Raw genomic sequence first — 21,439 nt, forward strand, 5'->3', positions numbered from 1 at the left:
AGTTGTGAGGGGTTGGCTTTTTGCTCACAGCTCATGGCCCATAGCCATTAAATCATATGTCAAAACAGAAATTAGCAGACCGGCCTTCGCTATCTTGCAATGTTGCAGGTAAGGAGTGAGCCATGAGTTGTGAGGGGTTGGCTTTTTGCTCACAGCTCACGGCTCATGGCCCATAGCCATTAAATCATATGTCAAAACAGAAAACAGTATTCGTTTGCCAGGAGTGTGGGCACATAGCGCCGAAATGGCTGGGACGGTGTCCCTCATGCCTGGCCTGGAATTCATTGGTGGAGGAAATATCGGATACGCGGGAAGAGCGAGCGCGTACAGTCTGGAAGGCTGTAAATGTGTCTGCCAGGCCTAAGTCCATTCCAGCCATTGTATATGAAAAAGAGCCGCGCCTTGTCACCGGGGACCTGGAACTGGACCGTGTGCTTGGCGGTGGGATTGTGCCTGGCTCGCTTACCCTGATCGGCGGTGAGCCCGGAATCGGGAAGTCAACCCTGATGCTCCAGGTGGGAATGTCGCTCAAAAACCAGCGGGTTTTGTACGTTTCCGGCGAGGAATCCGAAAGCCAGATCAAGCTTCGGGCGGAGCGTATGCCCGGGACCGGCGAAAATTGCTTTGTACTGGCTGAGACTTCGACCGAGCAAATATTCAGGCAGTCGGAGGAGCTCCAGCCACACCTCATTATCATCGATTCCATCCAGACGCTCCAGTCACCGCAGCTCGAGTCGTCGCCGGGTAGTATCGGCCAGGTTCGTCAAACGGCGGCCGAAATGATGAAGTACGCAAAAGAAACGGGAATCCCTGTTTTCCTGATCGGCCATGTCACCAAAGACGGGTCCATCGCCGGCCCTAAGACACTGGAGCACATGGTGGACACGGTTATCCAGTTTGAGGGAGAGAAACACATGGCCTACCGTATTCTGAGAACCAGCAAGAACCGGTTCGGTAATACATCGGAGCTGGGTATTTACGAGATGCAGTCCACTGGTTTGCGGCAGGTTAATAATCCGTCAGAGCTGCTGATTCCCCAACGTGAGCGCCCGATCAGCGGTGTGGTCATCGGTTCGGTGCTGGAGGGAAACCGGCCTTTAAAAATTGAAATACAGTCGTTGGTGAGTGTGGCCAGTTATGGAACCCCGCAGCGTACCAGTAACGGATACGACAACCGGCGGCTTCAAATGCTGCTTGCGGTACTGGAGAAGCGTGGCGGCTATAAATTTGGAGTGCAGGACGTTTTTCTGAATGTTGCCGGAGGAATCCGGGTAGAAGATCCCGCCATTGACCTCGCGGTGGCGGTGTCGCTGTATTCGTCTTACGAAGATCTGCCAATTCCGATGGACGTATGTTTCGTTGGCGAAGTCGGGCTGGGCGGAGAAATACGCGCTGTCAACCGGATAGAGGCGAGGATCAACGAAGCGGCGAAACTGGGCTTCAAAACCATGTATCTGTCGAGGTACAATCTGAAAGACGGGATTGTGAACCAGGTAAAAGGCCTTGAAATCAGGGCGGTAGGGGCGCTTGAAGAGCTCTTTTCTGTTTTGGAAAGCGGTGATTGACCTTTCTCACCGGAGGAGTAGTTCTCCGATGGCGTCCAGGTAGTGACGGTCTACGCGTGGCTGGTCAAAGCGGGCAAGAATGTTTTTTCTCGCGTTTTGGGCCATTTCCAGTTTTTGCGCCTCCGTCAACCGGATGAACGCGATCATTTGCCTGGCCAGGTCGGCGGAGTCCTGCGGCTCGCAAAGGAAGCCGTTGAAGCCATGTGTTATTACTTCTTTGCAACCGGGGACCCGGGTGGTAATGCATGGCCTTTCCATAGCGCCGGCTTCCAGCAATACTCTCGGAATTCCTTCCCGGTATGACGGGAGTACCACACAGTGGGCGTCGGCTATAAAAGACCGGACATCAGTGGTTTCTCCCAGGTAGGTAATCGCCCCTTCGTTTTCCCAGTTTTCAAGATCTGCCCTGGAAATAGCATCCTTGTTATCCCCGTCGACGGGGCCGAGCAAAACTCCTTTTACGTTAAAATTTTCTTTTTTAAGCGTACCGATAGCTGCCACAAATTCCGAGACGCCTTTGCTCCCGAGCATTCTGGCAGCCATCAGGAAACGGGTGACGGGAACCTGGTAGGTAACGGGAGCAGGAGCAAAAAAGCGGGTGTCTATCCCTTCGCCATTGACGATCACCGTTTTATTTCCAGCCCGTATGCCCTCTTTTTTGAAGTCCGCAATGTCGTCCTGGTTGAGAAACCACACCTGATCGGCTTTGCGGAGTGAAATATTGTACATTCTCCTGATCAGCCAGGCAACCAGATTCCGGCGCATAAACGCATAGCCCAGCCCGGTGACGAACGCAACGTTCCTGATTTTTAGGGCGCGGGCGGCAAGAGATCCGTAAATATTCGGTTTTACGGTATAGTGAAAAACAATTTCAGGCTTTAGCGACTCGTAATGCGCCTTTAATTCCCGGTAAAGCTGGTAATCGGTCAGCGGGTTCGTGCCGCTCCCTTTTAGGTACCCGAGCGGGATAAATTCGACCGGTATTTGACGCAGCCGCTCGGAAAAATGATCTTCCGGAGCCAGGACCACCACCCTGTACCCGCTCTCTTTTAGCTTCCGGAGCGTCTTTTCCCGGAAGTTGTACATTCCCCAAGATGTGTTCCCTACAAATACCAGGGTTTTCTCTTGCATTGTTAAGCAGAATTTTGTTTTGAAAATAGCAGCTTGTACAGGTGTAATTTTATCCTGGACAGGAACCTGACGTGACGCGCCAGGATGCTGATCTTCGCAACGAAGGTATCGCGATGCCTGATATTGAATAGTAATATACGCAAAGATTGTGTGGAAACTTCCTTGCGCCCCTTTTCCCATACAGGTTCCGGCTGCAAAACGTCGCGTTTCGGCGAATATGCCGGATTTGAAAGGGCTTTCGGGGGGACGACCGACGGATCAAAACGCCGCGCCAGCTCAAGGCTGTCGGTTACAATTTTCAGGATGGCCTTTTCCGATGCTTTGGCCCGGATAAAATCCCAGTCCAGCGTGGCCCCCTCTTTTCTGAGAAAGAAAACCAGGTCGACAACAAATTTGATTTTGGACCACTGTTCGATCAGACCGTGGTGAATGACCAATAGCAGGAGCTGGTATTCAGGCCGCGGCGCTTTTACCTGAAGCTGGTTGATTTGATAAGTGCCGGCGTTCTGCATCAGCTCTTCCCACAAAAAGAAGTCGCCAAACCTTTGATAAATAACCCGCCAGTGAATTTCGACAGGCGGGAGCTTTCGCCGGGCATCCCTGCCGCAAAACATCAGTTGCGTATCTTCGGCAATAAGTGTATCCAGCAGGTTGCCTTTTTCAATCAGGTAATTTCTGTAGGGTTCAATCTCGTAGCCGTTTGCCGCAACAGATGCCACAGCATCGGTTATTTTGTTGAGGGGGATAATAAAATCCAGGTCCGAGTAGGTTCGGGTGGCAGGAACCGGGTAGAACAGGTAAGACCACAGCGGGCCTTTGGTAGGAAATGCAGGAATGCCGTTTTCAGCCATGTACTTGTACAGGCTCATCAGCTGTGCAGACTGGTACAGGTGTTGGATGGTAGATTCACGGAGCGCAGTTTTCAATTCGTCCGATATCGGGTCGGGGAGTACCACTGCTCCCGCCAGGATGTTGTGTGCAAACAGCGGTTTGACGGCGTGGTTGCCGAGCAGCACCCGGACACGGTTCCAGTCAATTTTTTCGGGGAGTGGCCGAGGGACATCCGGGTGCAGACAGATGTCGAGAATGAACCCGAGTTCAACGGAATATTTATTTTCACTCACTGCGGAAGGGGTAAAGGTTTCCTGGCCAGACACTCCGTCACCCATTGATTGAGCGCTTCAAAGCCGTCCGGTCTCGGTATTTTATTTCCCGGGATACGCTTTGCGCATAATATACTCTGTTTGAAAAATGTTTTGAGGTTTTCCGGGTTCAATAGTTGATTAGGTAGCGGAAAATGCCTGATCAGCTCTGTCGGAAGGTTTCCGGGTTTAAACGGCCCGCTCTCCTGCTCTGACGGAGATATAAAAATAAACCTTTCCAAAGGAACCGGTGATACCGGGAAGTTCTTTCTCGGTTGAAGCGAAAACTTATTGGTTCCTTCGGTTACCGGGGTCAATGTATCCGTTTGATAGCCGAGACCGCGCGCGCTGGATTCCCATATTTTAATTTGCGGGTATGCCGGAATAATGAAAGGAACTCCCCGTGCATCGAACCGGATTGCGGTGAGATCGTCGCTTAGAAGCGGGCACCCGGCGGTAACAAAAGCTGCACAGGTTGTTGATTTCCCGGCGCCGGGGTTTCCGATAAAAATCCAGCCCGAGCCTGCAATTTCTACGGCGCTTGCATGGAGCAAAAAATCTCCTTTCTGAAACAGGATGAGCCCGATTGCTTCGGAAACAGTAAAAAGGCTTAAGACGTCCGGAACATCTGTCAGCACATCTACCTCCAGGGTAGCCCCGTTAACGGCGTGGAAGGTAGCGACGCCGTTCCAATGTAACCACAGAGAGCCGTCGGCGTCGACAATGCTCTGCGCTACAATGCCTTTGCGGAAAAGGTTAGTCGTTTCGAGCGGGGGAGGCGTTAATTTCTTTTGGATTATTACAAAATCATCCTGTTCACCAGTACCTGCGGTGCATTCGGAAAGAAAGACTTCAGAAGAAAAATTAAGGTTGAAGGCGCGATACCGATACATTGATCAGGGGGTTAATTCCAAACCCAGAGAGGTTGATAATAAGTAGGCAGGCTCCCGATTACGGTTTGCCCCTGTTTCTCTACCCAGGCGTGGAATTGGAAATCTTTTGTGGGTTCTTTGTTAAAACCAATATGGACCACTACGTCGTCAGCAACGCCGAGGAGATATTTCACCGCCAGGGCCTGCGGAAGGCAAAGAAGGGTCATGGGTAATTTCTGAGCGGCGCTTTCAACGGCCCAGACAACCTCCCCGATATTCGCGTCTTTTACCGGTTTGCGCGGAAACCGGCTTGTAGTTTTAATATAGTAGCTTTTGAATTTGGCAAAGGGTAGCAGGCGCAGTGCCAGGCCGATCAGCAGCAGCACGAAAGCTGCGTTCAGCCAGTTGCGTTTCCGGCTATTGCTGAGTTTTGCCCATTTGCCTATGCCTGTTAAAATGTTCATATTGAAATCAGGCTACCGGTTCAATCAACCCGTTTTTTTTCAGGTCGGCAACCAGCGCCTGCACGTCGCGCCGGCATTGCTGTTCTTCAACATCGTAAGTCGCCATTACCTGTTCGCACAGGTCGTCGGTAGAAACCTGGCCTTGCTGTTGTATAAGGGACCAAACGAAACTGCCGACTCCTTCAAGACCAAAATACTTCCCGGCTTCGTAGTCCAGGATAACAGTTTCTCCTGAGATTTCAGAGGCAACCAATTGCGGAGATAGCCGGTAAATAGTGTTGTCTGAAGAGTTCATGGTCATAAACGTAAAGCGATAGCTGTTCGGACAAAGTTACAAGAAATTTCAAAAAGCCAGCTCCTTTCGACAAAGAGCTGGCTTCTGACCGGTTACTAAAACCGGAAGTTATTAAAACAGAAACTGAATCAATTGGCCAGTGCGACGGCCGCCGTCTTGTTGAGGACGTTTTTGCCGGTTGGGCTAATGCTGCGGTGGTAGGCCGAAAGAGAGGCCAGGAAGCCTGCATCCACCCAATTGCTGGACCGTTCCGGCGAATTGAACAGTTCTTTCACCGCAACAATTTTGTATACGTATTTGGAAGTCTCGGAATTCAGCCGCAGATGGTAGAAGTTATTCTTCTTTTGAAGCCCCATTTGCTTGATCATTTTGCCCGGACCTGAATTGAAAGCTGCTGCCGCAAGCGTCCAGTTCCCCATTTCGCCGTACAGCCATTTCAAATACCGCGCTGCGGCGTGTGTCGATTTTACCAGGTCGGTGCGCTCATCTATGGTCTCGTCGACGCGCAGCCCTAGCGCAATCGCAGTCTGCGGCATAAACTGCCAATAGCCAACGGCGCCCCTTGGTGAAACGGCAAACGATGTAAAATTGCTCTCTACCAACGGGATGTATTTTAAATCCCTGGGCAGGTTATATTGTTTCAGAATCTTGGAAATTATCTTCAGATCACCGGCTACCTGCTTTTTGTACTGCTGATAGGTAGGATGGTTAAAGTGCTTGACCGCGGCATGATAGCGGCGGGCGACGTGCGGCTCTCTGAGTGGGATTCTGTCGCCGCAGAAATCAATGGCAAGCATTGTGGTGTCAATAAGTGGCTTTTCTGTCGCCAGCGTACTGTCCGGCGCTACGGTGCCACCCTCCGTAGTCTTGTCGCCCAAATCATCCATGAGGGCGATGGCTTTTTTGCTAATATGTCCCATTAACAGGAGGGACAGACAGATCAAAACTGCATATCGTAACATTTATTTTTATTTCGTGAAACATATTTTTCAGGATGCAAAAATAACGAAATATAATTAATCTTATTATCGTGTCTTGTAAATGGCTGATAATTAGCCTTATTGTCTGGGGGTGTTTGAATAAAAATTATTTTACGGTTTCGGGTATTTTCGGCCGAACCGTTTCCCTGATGAAGATTTTGATTTAGAAAAGTTTTGTTGATTCCGGCTTTATGGAAACGAAACTGTGGAGCTGAAATTGTGGCCGGTATTTTTTTTAGTGGTTACATTGTATTCGGTATTTTTGGCGGGATTTTAAGCACATAAGCATGCTACACGAGAGAATTCATCGCAACGACTTGCTTCAGCGGGTTATTTCCCGGGAGGAAGCGGCGTCCCGTATCAAAAATGGAATGGTGGTTGCAACCAGCGGCTTTACGAAGGCGGGCGATAGTAAAGAAGTATTGCCGGCGGTGGCGGAAAGAGCGCTGACGCATCCATTAAAGATTACGCTGATGACGGGCGCGTCGCTGGGACACGGAACAGATGGGAAGCTGGCCGAAGCCGGTGCACTCGCCATGCGGCTTCCATTCCAGGTAGACCCGGTACTAAGGCGGAAAATTAACGATGGCGAGGTGCTTTTTATTGACCAGCACCTGAGCGAAACGGCCGAATACATCAAAGCCGGCCATTTTCCACCGATTGACTACGCCATTATCGAGGCAGCCCAGATTCTTGCCGACGGCAGCATTGTGCCCACCACTTCAGTGGGCAACTCGGCCATTTTCTGCCAGCTTGCCCGAAGGATAATTATCGAAGTCAATACGGTTGTCCCGCTTTCGGTAGCAGGGGTACACGATATTTTTTCTGCCGGGACCTATCCCAACCGGACGGTGATTCCGATACTTTCTCCGGACTGCAGGATCGGAAGGCCTTCCATACCGGTTGACCCCGAAAAAATTGAAGGAATAGTCATCACCAATATCCGGGATAGCGCCGCCGAGGCTGCATCCGGTGATGCGTCAACCGCAAAAATAGCCGGCCACCTGATGGACTTCTTTTCCTGGGAAGTTACCAAAGGAAGATTGAAGGAATCCCTGCAGCCTTTGCAGGCCGGGATCGGTAAAGTAGCCAATTCTATCTTGCGCGGGTTTGTCGATAGCCGGTTTCATGACCTGACCATGTATTCCGAAGTACTTCAGGATAGTACTTTCGACCTCTTTGATGCAGGAAAACTGAATTTTGCTTCGGGTTCGTCCATCACGCTTTCCGAGTCCTATTATGACAAGGTGTTCGGCGATTTCGGAAAGTACAAAAACCGGTTGATTTTGCGCCCTCAGGAAATCAGCAATTCAGTTGGCGTTATCAGGCGGCTTGGGGTGATTTCCATTAACACGGCCCTGGAATGCGATATCTACGGAAATGTGAACTCGACCCACGTAACCGGCACACACATGATGAATGGAATTGGCGGGTCCGAAGATTTCGCGCGAAACAGCTACCTTAGCATTTTTGTAACTTCTTCAGTTGCGAAGGGCGGCGCGGTTTCTTCCGTGGTCCCGATGGTGTCCCACGTCGATCATACCGAGCACGACGTCGATATTATTGTAACGGATGAAGGGCTTGCAGACCTTAGGGGCTTGTCCCCGCGGCAACGAGCCAGGGTAATTATTGAGAACACCGTGCATCGCGACTACCGGGAGCGACTGCAGTCCTATTTCGAACGAGCTGTAAAACGCGGCGGGCATACACCGCATTTGCTCGAAGAGGCACTGAGCTGGCACCGTTCCCTCCAGGAAACTGGAAGAATGTAAAGCCGTAAGGGAGGGATGAGGTGTGAGACGTGAGGTGTGAGCTGCCTCCGGTCAACACCCCTACCCCTCACACCTCACACCTCAAACCTCAAACCTCAAACCTATGAACATTGTCTTGATTATCAGCGTTTTGATGACTGTTTTTTCAGCGTCCGAGTCGAGGCCGCCGCGAAAGAAAATGGACTTGTACCTTCTCATCGGCCAGTCCAATATGGCAGGCAGGGGCAAGCTGGATAGTGCCGCAGTACTTGAGCGCGAAGGCATCTGGGTGATCCAGGCCGACAATAGCTGGACTGCAGCGAAAGACCCGGTACACTACGACAAGCCCAAGATGGTGGGCATAGGACCGGGGCTGGCTTTTGCGGAAGAGATCCGTAAGGCTTCCGGACGGCCGATAGGGCTTATCCCGTGCGCGGTGGGCGGCAGCCGGCTGGACGATTGGGCTACCGGCCGCCGTCATGAGCAAACCGGTATTTATGCTTACGATGCTATGCTGGCGCGCGTAAAAGAAGCACAAAAACGGGGCCGGTTAAAAGGCATTCTCTGGCATCAGGGGGAGGGTGACAGTACACCGGAGCTTGCCGCAGTATACGGGCAAAAGCTCAGCGCTTTTTTTGAAAGGCTGAGAAAGGACATCGGGGCAGAAAAAGTGCCTGTCCTGATCGGCACGCTCGGGGATTTTTATGTCAGGAAAAACCCCCGGGCGGCGGATATCAATAAGATTATAGAGGGATTCCCGGTTCCTGGCGATCACATCTACGTGGTCTCCTCATCCGGCCTGACCGATTTGGGTGACGGTACCCATTTTGACGGGCCTTCCGCCAGGGAACTTGGGAGGCGATACGCGGAGCAGTATCTCAAGATAAAATAGGGGTGCTGTTACACAAAGGCACTTTCTCCCGTAATGGCTCTGCCGACAATCAGTGAATTGATTTCTTTGGTGCCTTCGTAGGAATAAATGGCCTCCGCGTCAGCTACAAAGCGGGCAATGTCATATTGAAGTAAAATTCCGTTTCCTCCGAATAGCTCGCGGGCGTGATCTACAATGGAGCGCATCCGTAAGGTGCAGAAGACCTTGGCCAGGGATGCATGCTCGTCGGTGATGGTGCCGCCGTCCTGTAGCTGTGAAAGACGGTAGACCATGGTTTGCATGGCAGTCAGGTCGCCGAGCATGGTGACCAGCAGGTCCTGGACCAGCTGGAACCCCGCGATCGGCCTGCCGAATTGCCTGCGTTCCATGGTGTATTTCAGCGCGGCTTCGTAAGCGCCGCGGCCGCAGCCGACGGCTTGCCAGGCAACGCCCGCGCGCGTCATGCGAAGCACGTTGGCGGTGTCTTTGAATGAATTGGCGTTCTGGAGCCGGTCGGCCTCGCTTACTCTACACCCGGTCATGGTGATCAACGCATTCTGCACCGTTCGCAGGGCCATTTTGTCTTCAAGCTTTTCTGCTTTGAAGCCCGGATTGTCCTTGCGCACGATAAAACCCTTTACCTGCTGATCGTCCAGGTCCCGAGCCCAGATGATGGTGATATCCGAAAAGGTCGCGTTCCCTATCCATTTTTTCTGCCCGTTGATAGTCCACTCATCGCCGACCCGCCGGCAGGTGGTGGTAAGTCCGCCTGCTACTGCCGACCCGACTTCCGGCTCGGTCAACCCGAACGCCCCGATCAGCTCCATCCTTTGCATGCGCGGCAACCATTCCTGTTTCTGTTCCTCCGAGCCGCATAAGTAGATAGAGCCCATGGCAAGCCCGCTGTGAACCCCGAAAAATGTCGAAATTGAGGCGTCTACACGGGCCATCTCCATAGCAACGAAGCCTTCCAGGAGAGCGGATTTCCCGGGGCACCCGTACCCATGGTAGGTAAGGCCGGAAATATTCAGTGCCGCCATTTTGGGAATAATTTCCATTGGAAATTTGGCCCTGTTCCAGTAATCGTTGGCAATAGGCCGGATTTCAGTTTCCATAAAATCCCGGACCCTTTGCAGCACTTCATGATCATCCGGGGCGAGCGTTTGACCGAGGCTGTAGAAATCGCCGTTAATCTCCGGCTTTTTCTTCTTATGCCCGCCCCCGGCCTGGATCATCTTCATCATTTTCGATAGGTCGTCGTCGTTCATTTTGGAGACCGCCTCCATGACCGCCGGCAGGTCGACTTTTTCGGATATTCTTTGCAATGACTTGAAATCGAGAGATTTGATTAGTTTTCTGAGACCCGAAAAAGATTGGAAAATACTCATAACAGGAAGTGGTTTAGTAGAAGAACGCCGTTGGGCAAAGCAGGAAGCGGTAGCCCGCGGACTAAAGTACTATCCAAATTTAAACGAAAAAGCGGCCGTGCGACATACATCAGGCGGCTTACTGTATATTTCGTCGCTTGTCTTCCCGGGGCCAAAAAGTTACCTTTGGTGCTTTAAGATTAGAAAACAGATAGATGGGGCCGGGGTAAAGCGCCGGTCTCAAGTCGGGAAAATCAGTTGAATATGTTGAGCATTTACGGAATACCCAATTGTGACACCATAAAAAAGGTAACCAAGTGGCTGGATGGGAAGAAAATTGAGCATACCCTTCATAATTATCGGAAAGACGGTATTTCCCGTCAGAAGTTGGAGGAATGGTTAAAACAGCAGCCGCTGGAAAAAATACTGAACAAGGCTTCTACCACCTGGAAGGAGCTTTCGGAGAAAGAAAAGGAAAGTGCGGCCTCGCCGGAAGGCGCTATTACGCTGATGATGGCCCATCCAACCGCTATCAAACGGCCTGTTATAGAGGATCAGAAGGGCAAGGTGCTGGCCGTGGGCTTTAAGGAAGCCGAATACGAAAAAATTTTCCGGTAACCCTCGAAAATGAAGGGGGAGCCGGCTCAAATAGGCGGGCTATATTCCCTAGATTTGCCGAAATTGTCTTAGAACGTGTCAAAGCCCATTATCATCGTCAAGTTTGGTACCGCTGCAATCACGCGCCCTTCGGGGGAACCAGACCTGGAAATTATGAAGCGTATCGCGGCTGAAGTGGCCGAGGTACACGACGCCTACCGTGTAATTATTGTTTCTTCAGGGGCAGTAGGGGCGGGAAAATCATTTATAAAACGCTACAAGGGTTCTCTCTCGCAGCGGAAGGCAGCGGCTTCCATCGGCAACCCCCTGCTGATCAATATCTATTCCGAGGTTTTCAAACCTTATGGAATCCCTATTGCGCAGGGGCTTTGTGAGCGCCGTCATTTTGCTCATCGCGCTCAATTTCTCCAGCTGAAAGATACCTTTGAGGAGCTCTGGCGGAACGGCGTGATCCCCATTGTCAATGAAAACGATGTAGTAAGTGACCGTGAGTTGAAATTTTCCGATAATGACGAGTTGGCTACCCTGCTCGCCGCCGGTTTTGGAGCCGAGGCGCTAATGCTGTGTACTTCGGTAGGGGGGGTCCTGGACGAGGCGGGTGAAATAGTTTCCAAAGTGTCGGATGTAAAAGAAGTATTCCGGTTCGTTCGCACCGACAAGTCGTTTTTGGGGCTTGGCGGTATGGCATCCAAGCTGACTTTTGCCAAAATGGCCACAAAAATGGGGATCAGGGTGGTGATTTTTGGAATGCGGGAGTCCCAAGGATTGTTAAAGGCATTAAAGGGACTGGCCGGTACAGAACTTCTGTCGCACAAAAGCACCCTTTCCGCCCGGAACCGTTGGTTAGGAAGCGGCGGTCTTATTTCCGGGAAATTGCAGGTGGATGCTGGGGCGGAGCGGGCTATCCTGAAAAGAAACAGCCTGCTGGCAGTGGGGGTGACCAGTGTAACAGGAGACTTTGAAAGCGGAGAAATTGTTGAGGTAAGCAACCCGGATGGAACCGCAATAGCAGTTGCCAGGGCAAAAATTGCATCGGCCGAGCTGCTTCAGAATATGAAAACACTGAATTACGAGGTAGCCAATGCCAATGATATTGTACTTTTGTAAGGAAGCTGTAGGGAGTTGGAAGTCGGAAATCGGAAATCAGAAATCGGTGGGTGGTACAGGCCGGAGCACCGGTTGGAATTTAATTAAAAGAGCGTTATGTCGATAGTCGAATCAAGTGAAAGCATCGGTGAGCTGGAGGCGGAGGAATCCATAGTACCGCAATTGAAAAGAGTGAAGGCTGCGTCTGCGAGTATCAGGAATTTACCGGACGGGGAGAGCCGCGCGTTGCTGCTTCATCTGGCTGAGTTGGTAGTTGCGCATACTGATGAAATTCTCGGGGCCAACCAGAAGGACCTTGACCAGGTGAGCGATACCGATCCGAAAAAGGACCGGCTAAAGCTGACAGCAGCGAGAATTCAGGACCTGGCAAAGAGCCTTCGCGAGGTAGCAAACCTGGAGAGCCCCGCAGGAAAGGTGCTTACGGAGCGTACCATCGAGCAGGGGTTGCAGTTGAAGAAAATAGCCGTTCCGCTGGGCGTGGTAGGTGTGATTTATGAGTCGCGGCCCAACGTAACGCTGGATGTGGCCTCGCTCTGTCTCCGTTCAGGTAATGCCTGCGTACTGAAGGGCGGGAAGGAGGCTTTCCATTCCAACCGGGCGCTGGTAGCGCTTATCCACGAGGCTTTGGTTGCCTTTAAAGTTGATCCCAATGCGGTGATGCTGTTGCCTACGGACCGAAAATACCTGCTGGAATTGCTGAAGGCCGAAAAGTATGTGGATATCGTAATCCCGCGCGGCTCGGAGGCACTCATACAGTTTGTTAGACAGAATTCACGCATTCCTGCGATCGAAACCGGGGCGGGGGTTTGTCATACCTACGTGGAGAAAACTGCCGACCTGGAAAAGGCGGCCCGAATTGTTGTTAATGCGAAAGTCTCGCGGCCTTCGGTTTGCAACGCACTCGATTGCATCGTAGTGGACCGGGAAATTGCCGCCGGTTTTTTGCCGAAACTGAAGGAAGGACTGGAAGCATATAACGTTGAAGTTTTTGCTGATGAAACGGCTTACCCGATTCTGAAATCGGCAGATTACCAGTTTCTTGACCATGCGCAAGATCGCCATTTCGGCGAGGAATTCCTCGATTTTAAGTGCGCTGTTAAAGTTGTTGAGGACCTCGATGAAGCGTTGAATCACATCCAGCAGTTTTCGTCCAGACATTCCGAAGCGATTGTATCCAAGGATGCTGCGGCTATCTCGAGGTTTTTGAATGAAGTGGACGCGGCCGCTGTTTATGCCAATGCTTCGACCCGTTTTACCGATGGCGGCGTTTTTGGATTGGGTGCCGAAATAGGTATTTCAACCCAGAAACTTCACGCAAGGGGGCCCTTTGCATTGGAAAAACTCGTTACTGAAAAATGGGTGGTAAACGGTGACGGACAGATAAGATAATGGAACAGGAGGCTGCCGCCGTTGTGAATGACTCCGTTAGGTTGTATGAGGCGTTTGAAAGCTTCAGGGAGCCGGTACTTACCCGAAGACGTTTCAGACAGGAGCAGATTCTGCCTCTGATCGAAAGGCGGCGCCGGGATTCGGGCTGGGAGGTGACCACAGCGGGATACTCCTTTGAAGGGCGGCCTGTTCAAATGCTCAAAACCGGGAAAGGGCGCGCGAAAATATTGCTCTGGTCGCAGATGCACGGCGATGAGCCGACCGCTACGATGGCCCTTTTCGATATTTTTAATTTTTTTGATCGGGATGATCCCGGGTTTGCGGCGTTCAAACATCGTATTTTATCCGAGGTCACGCTGTATTTTGTCCCGATGCTCAATCCTGATGGTGCGGAACGCTACCAGCGACAGACTGCCCAGATGATTGATATGAACCGCGATGCGCTGGCACTTCAAACGCCCGAAGGACGGATCCTGAAAGGACTTATCGAAGATTTGAAACCAGAATTCGGCTTCAACCTGCACGATCAGAATCCACGCTATACCGCGGGAAAATCAGGTAAACTGGCCACGATTTCCTTTCTGGCTACTTCTTATGACGAAGCGCTGTCGGTAAACGACGTCCGGCTCCGGTCAATGCAGCTTATCGCGGCGATGAACGAAGTGCTGCAGCAGTTTATTCCGGGGCAGGTAGGGAGGTTCAGCGACGAGCATGAGCCCCGCGCCTTTGGCGACAACATTCAAAAGTGGGGGACCACGCTTGTGCTGGTAGAATCGGGCGGGTATGCAGGCGACCCTGAAAAACAATATGTGCGCAGGCTGAATTTCGTAGCGCTCCTGACGGGGCTTGCTGCCATTGCGGACCGTACTTACGCGCGGAAGCAAATCGGAGATTACGAAGCTATTCCTCAAAATGAGCGGAACGCATACGATTTGATTATCAGGGGAGTCGGGATTGAAATGGCAGGCAAGACTTTCTTTGTGGATATCGGGATCGATCGCGTAGAGAAAAACGGGCATGGGGACGACGGATTCAAAGTGGAGTCTTCGGTGGAGGAGATGGGAGACCTGCGGACAAAATCCGGAATAGAGGAGTATTGCGGGAACGGGCTTTGGGTTGATCCGGCATCGTTGCCGCTGGCGCTGGGTGAGCGGGCCGATTTTTTGCTGATGCGTGACGGAAAACCTCACGCGACCGTTGAAAATGGAGTCGTTATTGCATCCAGAATATAACGAAATGGATTCTAGGTAGTTACAAAAATAAACCTGCCGAGAATCTGCTTTTTACCTAAATACTTCGTAACTTTGCGGCCTAATTTCAGAATAGAACCATTCAGTTCCATTTTGCCGCTTTTGCTCCGGTATTAACCCTGCGACACGGCTTTCTGGCGCTCTAATCAAACCTTATGCAATCGATTCGTAACATCGCCATTATCGCTCACGTCGATCATGGGAAGACAACTTTGGTGGATAAAATTATCCATGCGTCCAAGCTTTTCCGGGACAACCAGGAGTTCGACGACCTGATCCTGGACAACAATGACCTGGAACGTGAGCGTGGTATTACCATCGTTTCGAAAAACGTTTCAGTTCGGTATAAAGATGTCAAAATCAACGTAATTGATACCCCTGGTCACGCCGACTTTGGTGGGGAGGTAGAGCGGGTTTTGAAGCTTGCCGACGGGGTGGTACTGCTGGTTGATGCCTTTGAGGGGCCTATGCCGCAAACCCGTTTTGTGTTGAGCAAAGCGATTCAGCTCGGCTTAAAGCCCATCGTGATCGTCAACAAGGTGGACAAGGAAAACTGTCGCCCGGACGAAGTCCAGGAGTCGGTTTTTGACCTGATGTTCAACCTGGGCGCCACCGAAGACCAACTGGACTTCGTTACCGTTTTCGGGTCATCCAAACAGGGCTGGATGGGGCCGGATTGGAAAACTCCTGCCACCGATATCACCTTCCTCCTCGATACCATTATCGATGTGATTCCGGCAGCGCCTTCATTCGAAGGAAAGCCGCAAATGCAAATTACATCGCTTGACTACAATGCTTTCGTTGGCCGTATCGCGATCGGTCGCGTTTACCGCGGAACTTTACGCGAAGGCGCGCAGATGGCACTTTGCAAAGCCGACGGCAGTATTAAGAAAGTAAAAATAAAAGAGTTGCATGTGTTTGAAGGACTGGGAAAACAGAAGGTTTCCGAAGTCTCTTCAGGAGAGATCTGCGCCGTGACCGGTATCGACGGTTTCGAGATCGGCGATACGCTCACCGATGTCGAAAACCCGGAGGCGCTGCCGCGGATTTCTGTCGACGAGCCTACTATGAACATGTTGTTCACCATTAATAACTCGCCGTTTTTTGGTAAGGAAGGTAAATTTGTGACCTCCCGTCATCTCCGTGACCGGCTCATGAAAGAAACCGAAAAGAACCTGGCACTACGGGTTGAGTCAACCGATAGCGAGGACAAGTTCCTTGTTTTTGGCCGTGGTATCCTGCACTTGTCGGTACTGATTGAAACCATGCGCCGCGAGGGCTACGAATTGCAGGTGGGCCAGCCCCAGGTGCTTTTCAAAGAAGACGAAAACGGGCAACGCCTGGAGCCTATTGAAACACTGGTGGTGGACGTACCGGAGGAGTCGGCCGGAAAGGTGATCGAGCTTGCGACGCAACGCAAAGGAGAGCTGCTGATTATGGAACCCAAGGGCGACCTGCAGCACCTTGAATTTGAAATTCCTTCGCGCGGGCTGATCGGGCTTCGTTCCAACGTATTGACTGCGACTCAGGGCGAAGCGATTATGACGCACCGGTTCAAAGCATTCGATACCTACCGCGGTCCCATCGCCGGCCGTATCAACGGTTCCATTATTTCGAAAGGAACCGGTTCTGCAACCGGTTATACACTTGACAAGCTTCAGGACAGGGGACAGTTTTTTGTCGACCCGGGTGAAGATCTTTACGGTGGCCAGGTGGTAGGTGAGCATAACCGCCCGAACGATATCGTAGTGAACCTGCAGGAAGCGAAAAAGCTGACCAACATGCGGGCTTCGGGTTCGGACGACGGGCTGCGCATTGCACCGAAAATTAACTTTTCGCTGGAGGAATCACTCGAATACATCCAGAAGGACGAGTACCTGGAGGTAACCCCCCAGAACCTTCGGATGCGTAAAATCTACCTCGACGAAAACGACCGGAAACGGTACGCCAATAAGCTGGAGAGCGTTTCCTGAGGTATAGCTGTGAGGTGTGAGGTATGAGGTGTGAGCCGTATTTGGAATGGCTTACACCTCATACCTCATACCTCACACCCGAAAAGCGCCCCTGCCGGGAAACCGGCAGGGGCGCTTTTTTTAAAAGAAAAATTCGGAAGTGTGTTTTACCTCCTTCAGTACGAACGTGCTGTTCAGAACTCCGATATTGTCGATTTTGGAGAGCTTGTAGCGGACGAAATCATGATATTCTTCCAGGCTTTTGACATTGATTTTTAAAAGGAAATCAACTTGCCCCGCCATGTGGTAGCACTCCTGGACTTCTTCAAGGTGCTGAATTTCATTCACAAAATTTTCAATAAAAGCTTCGTTGTGGTAGCGCATCGAAACCTGGCAGATCGCTGTGACAGGCCTGCCTATTTTCTTCTGGTCAAGTATGGCCACGTATTTGTTGATGAACCCCTGGGCTTCCAACTTCCGGATTCTTTCGTAAACCGGGGAGATGGTCAGGTTTAAAGCCGCAGCAATGTCTTTCGTGGTTTGCTTGGCGTCCCGTTGAAGTATTTTAAGAATAGATTTGTCTATTTCATCAAGTGAGTCCATTGCAGGAAGTTTTGCTGATGTAAAATGCAAAAAGAATGCTTGTTGGTTTTATTTTCTTTTGTTTGGCTAATTTTAAGGAATATTTACTGATTATTTTACAATACTTGATATTATTTTCCAGGTAAGTTAAATTTGTTCGTAATTATTATTGAATACTTCATCAACAGACCTGGGAGGGAGGGTTTCTACTCCTCCCTCCTTTACAACTTCTTAAGACCATGTCCGCAGATAAAATTCTTGTGACCGGGGCAAACGGGCAATTGGGATCTGTTCTGATTCCTCATTTGCGCTCCCTCTACGGGGAGGAGAATGTGCTGGCGACGGATATCCGGAAGAGCGATCAGCCCGATGCGCATTTTGAACTTCTGAACGCGTCGGACGAACGGGCGTTATCGGCGCTTATCCGCCGGAACCGCGTTACGCAGGTATATCATTTGGCCGCTATCCTGTCAGCCAAAGGAGAGGAAAACCCGCTTTCGACCTGGTCTGTCAATACGAGTACTTTTTTCAATGTGCTGGAGGCCTCCCGCTGTGCGGAGGTCCGCAAGGTTTTCTTCCCGAGCTCGATCGCAGTTTTCGGAACCAATATAGACCGCGAACTCGCCGGCCAGCAGGCGCCTTTGCTGCCATCAACCGCCTACGGAATGAGCAAGGCTGCTTCCGAAAACTGGTCCCATTACTACTATAACCGGTACGGGCTTGACATCCGGTCGGTGCGCTACCCGGGCATTGTCGGTTACCAGTCAATGCCGGGCGGCGGGACTACCGACTATGCGGTGGATATTTACCATAAGGCAGTGCGCGGCGAGGCTTTCTCCTGCTTTCTGGAAGCGGGTACTACTTTGCCTATGATCTATATGGACGACGCTATTACGGCCACACTCCAATTGATGGAGGCCCCGGCTGCACGGCTTAAGGTAAGGACGTCGTACAACCTGGCCGGAATGAGTTTTAGCCCGGCGGAAATCGCGACGGAGATCCGGAAGTTTATTCCGAATTTTGAAATACAATATGCACCGGACTTCAGGCAGCAAATCGCCGAATCATGGCCGAAGCGGATCGATGATGCCGAGGCGAGGGCAGACTGGGGCTGGAAACCGCATTATGACCTGGCCCTGATGACCCGTGACATGATTCAGCACCTGGAAGCGAAATATCACCGCGAACCGGTACATCAATAACTACTTTAATCCCATCCGTATCTGCATTATGTTTGACAAGGTAAGAAATGAGCTGGCCGATGAGCTTAACGCGATAAAAGAAGCCGGTTTGTATAAAAAAGAGCGTATCATCACCACGCCACAATCAGCGCGTATCGGTGTAGCCGGCGGTCAGGAAGTGCTGAATTTTTGTGCAAATAACTACCTGGGTCTTTCCTCTCATCCGGAAGTGGTGCAGGCGGGAATTGAAGCCATACTTTCACACGGCTTTGGCATGTCTTCAGTCCGTTTTATCTGCGGGACGCAGGATATTCATAAGGAACTGGAGCGTAAGACGGCGGAATTCCTCGGAACAGAAGATTGTATTCTTTACGCGGCCGCCTTTGATGCCAACGGCGGCGTGTTCGAGCCGCTCCTCGGCGAGGACGATGCCATTATTTCGGATGAACTAAACCATGCCTCCATTATTGACGGGATCAGGCTCTGTAAGGCCAAAAGATATCGTTACAGGAATAATGATATGGAAGACCTTCGCGTGCAGCTTGAGGCGGCGCGGGGAGCACGCAGGATTCTGGTCGTAACGGACGGCGTGTTTTCAATGGACGGGACCATTGCTCAGCTGGATAAAATCTGTGACCTGGCTGAGGAGTTTGGCGCAATGGTGATGATCGACGAATGTCACGCTACCGGTTTTATCGGCAAAACCGGGCGCGGTACGCATGAGCTGCGGCAAGTGATGGGCCGGGTCGATATTATTACCGGCACTTACGGCAAAGCGCTCGGCGGCGCTTCAGGCGGCTTTACTGCTGCACGGAGGGAAATTGTGGAAATGTTGCGTCAGCGCTCGCGGCCCTACCTGTTTTCGAATACGCTCGCGCCTTCCATCGTCGGCGCTTCTATCAAGGTACTTGACCTGCTTTCAGCTTCTACGGAGCTGAGAGACAAGCTGGAGGCCAATACACGTTTCTTCAGGGAAAAAATGACGGCAGCGGGGTTTGACATTATCCCGGGGGAGCACCCGATTGTGCCGGTAATGCTATATGATGCGCCGCTTGCCCAGCAATTTGCTTCGGATCTTCTTGAGGAGGGGATTTACGTCATCGGCTTTTTCTACCCGGTAGTACCCAAGGGTAAAGCCAGAATTCGCGTACAGGTCTCTGCGGGCCACGAAAAAGAACACCTTGAGAAAGCGGTAAACGCCTTTACAAAGGTGGGTAAAAAGTTGGGGGTGATTGCTTAAAGCTGCCGCAATACGCCTATCAGGCTTCCGACGGTTTCCTGCGTGGTATTGAACACAAGATTGGGGAATATCCCGAGCAGGAGCGTCAGTACGGCTAAGGTGACCAGGAGCCCGGTTTCACGGGAAGTCAGATCGGTGAGCAGTTTTTCATCCCCGCCGTACCACAGATTCCCGAAAAACATACGCTGGTAGGTCCACAGGCAGTACATGGCTGCCAAAACGATGCCCAATGTCGAGACGGCAGGTATCCAGGCAGGGATCTGGCCGGCGCCGAATGCTCCCATCAGGGTAAAGAGCTCGCCGATGAATCCTGAAAAGCCGGGGAGGCCCAGTGTTGCAAAAAAGGCGATCCCGGTCATAACAGTATATTTTGGCATGATCCTGATGAGCCCTTTGTAATGATCGATTCCCCGATCGTGCGTGCGCTCGTAGAGCACGCCGGCCAGCAGGAATAGCATCGACGATAAAACGCCGTGACTAACCATCTGGTAGATCGCGCCGTTGAAGCCTTCAGCTGTAAAGGCAGCAATACCCAACAAGACAAACCCCATGTGGGAAACGGAGCTATAGGCAATCATTTTCTTTAGATCCTGCTGTGCCAGTGCGTTGAAGCCGCCGTATACAATGGAAAGCGCCGCCAAAATGGCAAGGGGGATAGAGTTTTCAAAGGCTTCGACCGGGAAAAAGCCGTCAACTATCCGGATGAGGCCATATCCGCCTACTTTTAGAAGAATACCGGCAAGCACGACCGATACCGGCGTTGGCGCTTCCACGTGCGCATCCGGAAGCCAGGTGTGCACCGGAACCACGGGGAGTTTTACGGCGAACCCGATCAGTAGCAGCCAGAAAGCAAGTGTTCTGACGGGCAGCGGCCCGAGCTGCATGACGGTTTCCGTATGTAACAATGAACCCGGTATGTAGTTGCCGGGATCCATGAGGTAACCGAAACGGAAGGTATGGACCAACTTGCCGGGGTCAATGGCATTTTCCGCAAGCAATTGCTGAACCGAACGGATTATTTCCGGGGTTGCCGAAGCAGTATCGGGGACGAGCCCCAGCAGGGCGGCAGTTTCTGCCGGATCAATGGCTGATAGATAAAGGCCGATCATCACGATCAGAATTAGCAGCGAACCCGCGAAAGTGTAAACAAAAAACTTGAGCGCTGCATACTCTCTCCTGTCGCCGCCCCAAAGCCCGATAAGGAAATACATGGGGAGCAGCATAAATTCAAAAAACAGGTAGAAGAGAAAGAAGTCCTGTGCGACGAAACAGCCTATAATGCTTGCACTCAAAACAAGGTAGAGCGCAAAGTAGGTTTTTGACCGGGTGTGTATGGCCCAGCTGCTTATTGCGCCCGCCAGTAAAACCAGTACCGCCAAAGCCACCAGTGCAAGGTTAAGACCGTCGATACCTACCGCATAGTCGATTGAAACACGACCCAGGCTCCCCAGGTCCAGGGTGATCCAGTTTAAGGTCTGCGCGAGCTGCAAGGAAGGGTTCCCGTTTTGAAAGGCCTGTATCATCAGGATCGCCCAAAAGGCTTCCAGAAGCAGAACACCAACGGTGAAATTGCGAAGCAAAGTCGGCCGGTCCGGGAGCAGGAAGCTCAGCAAAGCGCCCGAGAGGGGCGTTGCGATTAAAAGCGAAACCAGGTAATTGTCAAGCATATCAAACAAGCATTT

General features: G+C 51.5%; 19 protein-coding genes. 10 read left to right on the top strand and 9 right to left on the bottom strand.

The genetic code is table 11. The features are described from left to right. The first annotated feature begins 188 nt into the window (after positions 1–188). Entirely contained in the window at positions 189–1,565 is a 1,377-nt protein-coding gene (gene radA, locus ABD852_RS22380) for a DNA repair protein RadA (protein WP_345032976.1), read from the top strand. Between the two features lie 6 nt (positions 1,566–1,571). Here the strand turns inward: radA and ABD852_RS22385 are convergent, their stop codons facing one another. The 6 genes from ABD852_RS22385 to ABD852_RS22410 all read right to left on the bottom strand — a co-directional run bounded on the left by ABD852_RS22385 (position 1,572) and on the right by ABD852_RS22410 (position 6,431). Further along, on the bottom strand, positions 1,572–2,696 hold the full coding sequence (locus ABD852_RS22385) for a glycosyltransferase family 4 protein (protein ID WP_345032977.1): 1,125 nt from the start codon (positions 2,694–2,696) through the stop codon (positions 1,572–1,574). A gap of 2 nt (positions 2,697–2,698) precedes the next feature. After that, entirely contained in the window at positions 2,699–3,820 is a 1,122-nt protein-coding gene (locus tag ABD852_RS22390) for a nucleotidyltransferase family protein (protein ID WP_345032978.1), read from the bottom strand. Further along, on the bottom strand, positions 3,817–4,731 hold the full coding sequence (locus ABD852_RS22395; RefSeq protein ID WP_345032979.1) for a serine kinase: 915 nt from the start codon (positions 4,729–4,731) through the stop codon (positions 3,817–3,819). The genes ABD852_RS22390 and ABD852_RS22395 overlap by 4 nt, the downstream gene beginning before the upstream one ends. An 11-nt stretch (positions 4,732–4,742) precedes the next feature. Further along, entirely contained in the window at positions 4,743–5,174 is a 432-nt protein-coding gene (locus ABD852_RS22400) for a lasso peptide biosynthesis B2 protein (protein WP_345032980.1), read from the bottom strand. A gap of 7 nt (positions 5,175–5,181) precedes the next feature. Next, positions 5,182–5,469: a PqqD family protein gene (locus tag ABD852_RS22405; RefSeq protein ID WP_345032981.1), complete on the bottom strand. Its 288-nt coding sequence runs from the start codon at positions 5,467–5,469 to the stop codon at positions 5,182–5,184. Positions 5,470–5,597: 128 nt separating this feature from the next. Then, complete coding sequence (locus ABD852_RS22410; protein ID WP_345032982.1) at positions 5,598–6,431, bottom strand: lytic transglycosylase domain-containing protein; 834 nt, start codon at positions 6,429–6,431, stop codon at positions 5,598–5,600. A 305-nt stretch (positions 6,432–6,736) separates the two neighbouring features. Between ABD852_RS22410 and scpC the strand changes: the two genes are divergently transcribed. Together scpC and ABD852_RS22420 are read left to right on the top strand one after the other, a co-directional pair. Continuing rightward, entirely contained in the window at positions 6,737–8,221 is a 1,485-nt protein-coding gene (scpC, locus tag ABD852_RS22415; RefSeq protein ID WP_345032983.1) for a succinyl-CoA:acetate CoA-transferase ScpC, read from the top strand. 103 nt (positions 8,222–8,324) lie between these two features. Further along, entirely contained in the window at positions 8,325–9,092 is a 768-nt protein-coding gene (locus ABD852_RS22420; protein ID WP_345032985.1) for a sialate O-acetylesterase, read from the top strand. Between the two features lie 8 nt (positions 9,093–9,100). On the opposite strand, the gene ABD852_RS22425 is transcribed toward ABD852_RS22420, so the two are convergent. Continuing rightward, on the bottom strand, positions 9,101–10,459 hold the full coding sequence (locus ABD852_RS22425) for an acyl-CoA dehydrogenase family protein (protein ID WP_345032986.1): 1,359 nt from the start codon (positions 10,457–10,459) through the stop codon (positions 9,101–9,103). Between the two features lie 243 nt (positions 10,460–10,702). On the opposite strand from ABD852_RS22425, the gene ABD852_RS22430 reads away from it, so the two are divergent. The 5 genes from ABD852_RS22430 (at position 10,703) to typA (ending at position 16,775) form a co-directional block, all read left to right on the top strand. Continuing rightward, a complete protein-coding gene (locus ABD852_RS22430) occupies positions 10,703–11,056 on the top strand; it encodes a Spx/MgsR family RNA polymerase-binding regulatory protein (protein ID WP_345032987.1) in 354 nt (117 codons plus the stop codon). A gap of 75 nt (positions 11,057–11,131) precedes the next feature. After that, positions 11,132–12,163, top strand: a complete 1,032-nt coding sequence (gene proB, locus ABD852_RS22435) for a glutamate 5-kinase (protein WP_345032988.1) — start codon at positions 11,132–11,134, stop codon at positions 12,161–12,163. Between the two features lie 96 nt (positions 12,164–12,259). After that, complete coding sequence (locus ABD852_RS22440) at positions 12,260–13,552, top strand: glutamate-5-semialdehyde dehydrogenase (protein ID WP_345032989.1); 1,293 nt, start codon at positions 12,260–12,262, stop codon at positions 13,550–13,552. Further along, positions 13,552–14,784 (top strand): M14 family metallopeptidase, encoded by a 1,233-nt coding sequence (locus ABD852_RS22445; protein ID WP_345032990.1) that lies wholly within the window; start codon positions 13,552–13,554, stop codon positions 14,782–14,784. The genes ABD852_RS22440 and ABD852_RS22445 overlap by 1 nt, the downstream gene beginning before the upstream one ends. A gap of 173 nt (positions 14,785–14,957) precedes the next feature. Then, positions 14,958–16,775 (top strand): translational GTPase TypA, encoded by a 1,818-nt coding sequence (gene typA, locus ABD852_RS22450; RefSeq protein WP_345032991.1) that lies wholly within the window; start codon positions 14,958–14,960, stop codon positions 16,773–16,775. A gap of 120 nt (positions 16,776–16,895) precedes the next feature. On the opposite strand, the gene ABD852_RS22455 is transcribed toward typA, so the two are convergent. Then, entirely contained in the window at positions 16,896–17,357 is a 462-nt protein-coding gene (locus tag ABD852_RS22455; protein WP_345032992.1) for an Lrp/AsnC family transcriptional regulator, read from the bottom strand. 218 nt (positions 17,358–17,575) lie between these two features. Here ABD852_RS22455 and ABD852_RS22460 point away from each other — a divergent pair, with 218 nt between their 5' ends. Both ABD852_RS22460 and kbl read left to right on the top strand, forming a co-directional pair. After that, a complete protein-coding gene (locus ABD852_RS22460; RefSeq protein WP_345032993.1) occupies positions 17,576–18,538 on the top strand; it encodes an NAD-dependent epimerase/dehydratase family protein in 963 nt (320 codons plus the stop codon). Positions 18,539–18,566: 28 nt separating this feature from the next. Continuing rightward, the gene (gene kbl / locus ABD852_RS22465) at positions 18,567–19,757 is read left to right on the top strand and encodes a glycine C-acetyltransferase (RefSeq protein WP_345032994.1); all 1,191 of its coding nucleotides are present in this window, start codon (positions 18,567–18,569) and stop codon (positions 19,755–19,757) included. Here kbl and ABD852_RS22470 read toward each other — a convergent pair. Further along, positions 19,754–21,424: a complex I subunit 4 family protein gene (locus ABD852_RS22470; protein ID WP_345032995.1), complete on the bottom strand. Its 1,671-nt coding sequence runs from the start codon at positions 21,422–21,424 to the stop codon at positions 19,754–19,756. The two genes, kbl and ABD852_RS22470, sit on opposite strands and share 4 nt — an antisense overlap. Between the last annotated feature and the right edge of the window lie 15 nt (positions 21,425–21,439).

Origin of the sequence: Ravibacter arvi, from assembly GCF_039540405.1 — a bacterium.
Classification (GTDB): domain Bacteria; phylum Bacteroidota; class Bacteroidia; order Cytophagales; family Spirosomataceae; genus Ravibacter; species Ravibacter arvi.